At 40.3% G+C, this 1,881-nt stretch carries 2 protein-coding genes; both read right to left on the bottom strand.

Annotated features, from left to right (window positions below):
* Positions 1-119: 119 nt before the first annotated feature.
* Positions 120-269 (bottom strand): hypothetical protein, encoded by a 150-nt coding sequence (locus HMPREF3022_RS11805; RefSeq protein WP_160311359.1) that lies wholly within the window; start codon positions 267-269, stop codon positions 120-122.
* A 476-nt stretch (positions 270-745) separates the two neighbouring features.
* The gene (gene thrB / locus HMPREF3022_RS06755; protein WP_049332659.1) at positions 746-1,669 is read right to left on the bottom strand and encodes a homoserine kinase; all 924 of its coding nucleotides are present in this window, start codon (positions 1,667-1,669) and stop codon (positions 746-748) included.
* Between the last annotated feature and the right edge of the window lie 212 nt (positions 1,670-1,881).

Here is a 1,881-nt window from a genome sequence, read left to right as displayed (position 1 = left end):
GTATCCAAGGGGGAATTAAGGGGGTATTTGAGTAGAATCAGTGGATATTTGAAACAAAAGCAGCCGAAAATCTGTGTTTAGGTTTTGGCTGTCGTGTGAAGGGCTTTTTTGCAAAGGTCTCAAACAGTCTTGCCGCCGAAATCATCATTACTTCTTCGGACAAGCAGTTCAGCGTCAAAAAAGTCTGCAACCACAAAACCCAAGAATGCTCTTTCTTTGCAGGCAAAAAAACCATCGAGAAAAATCTCTCCGAAGACAGGATAAGCCATGAATGGCTTGGCAATACCTTTGCATTAAGGACTAGCTTCGGGTTGTATGATTCACATATCACCTTCGCCGACCGCACGCACAAGCCCATATGCTTTCTTCTGTCATCGCCACCGACAGCAAAACGAAATGCGTCGTGACCGCAGATAATAAAGGTGTGTCTTTCTATTCGTTATTTCATGAAAACCGGTCAAACTCATTGCCATAAACGACAAAAAATTCGGTTTCACCCAAGATGTTGCCTTATTGGAATCTGTCGTCGAGGCAGAATTCAAAGGCAAGAAAGTCCACATGACGTATATAAACAAAGCCGAACGCAATGTCTCGGTCGTTTTAGACAATTTGTGTGTGAAATGATGTGCCTGGTTGGATGAACAAGGTTTCGAGTTTTTATGTAAAGGTCTTAAGTCTCTAAAAGGATCTTAGTAAGGAGAAAAAATTTCAGATTCTTATAATTTAGATTTGGATGATCTTATAACTATGCCTTATTAAGACTCAATAGCAGATCTCTAAATGCATTCGGATCTTTAATAAATGTCATTTCACCTGATTGAGGAAAATGGAAATCCAGTAGGCGGGACACCCAGAAACGGATACATCCGGCTCTTTGTGCAGTAGGGAAATATGCGCGTTCTTCATCAGATAAAGGACGCACACTTTCATAGCCATGGATAAAAGCATCATAAAGAGCAGGGTCTAATTTATTATCGGCTGTCCGCGCCCAGTCATTAACTGCAATGGCCAAGTCGTACATGAAATTACCGTTACACGCATAATAGAAATCGATAAAGCCGGAAACTTCATCTCCATTAAGCAATACGTTGTCCTTAAATAAATCAGCATGGATAATACCGGAAGGCAAATGCTCTCCTAGGTTTTCATCTAAAGCTTCAATTTCAGATTGAAGCAGTGCGGCATCCTCGGAATCTAAAACAGGTAGCAATTGAGTGCAGGCATTATGCCACCAGTCATCATAACGAGGATTTTTCATTTTTAAAGGGAAGTCTTGGCCGACTAAATGCATTTTAGCCAGCATAGCACCAGTATGGAAGCATTGAGCTTCAGTTGGCCATCCAGTATCAGAACCATTCAAACAAGTAACCAAACAAGCCGGTTTTCCGGCCAAAATAGAATGCAGTCCGCCATCTTTACGAGTAATCGGAGCGGCGCAGGCAACACCATTCAGACTCAAATGCTGGTTTAGTTCTAGAAAGAAAGGCAGTTCTTCTGATTTCAAAACCTCAAAAACAGTCAATACATAACGACCGGTTGAAGTAGTCAAGAAATAATTACTATTAGTAATTCCTTGAGCAATCCCCTGCAAAGAAACAAAATCTCCCAAATCATATTGCAGAAGGAAGTCACGCATTTGAGCGTCGGAAACACTGGTATAGACAGACATAGCAAACTCGAGGCTAATTTAAAGAATTAAAAAACATCATACCAAAAAATAAGCAGCAACAATATAAATTAAAGCACGGGTTAAATTCAAAAGGCCGTCTGAAAGAGCATTTCAGACGGCCTTTGTTTTGTATTTTTTGTATATTTGGAGAGTGTAGAAAGGTTGTTGGAGTTTTTTATAAAATAAAAACCCTGTTAAAACAGGGCGGTGAT

Origin of the sequence: Neisseria sp. HMSC065C04 (genome assembly GCF_001815375.1) — a bacterium.
GTDB classification, from domain to species: Bacteria; Pseudomonadota; Gammaproteobacteria; order Burkholderiales; family Neisseriaceae; genus Neisseria; species Neisseria flavescens_D.
This window is presented reverse-complemented; position numbering and strand designations above follow the sequence as displayed.

What these genes read in the sequence shown, in the direction of transcription:
- HMPREF3022_RS11805 (WP_160311359.1), bottom strand. Translation starts at nt 269, where the DNA reads ATGGCTTATCCTGTCTTCGGAGAGATTTTTCTCGATGGTTTTTTTGCC.
- thrB (WP_049332659.1), bottom strand. Translation starts at nt 1,669, where the DNA reads ATGTCTGTCTATACCAGTGTTTCCGACGCTCAAATGCGTGACTTCCTT.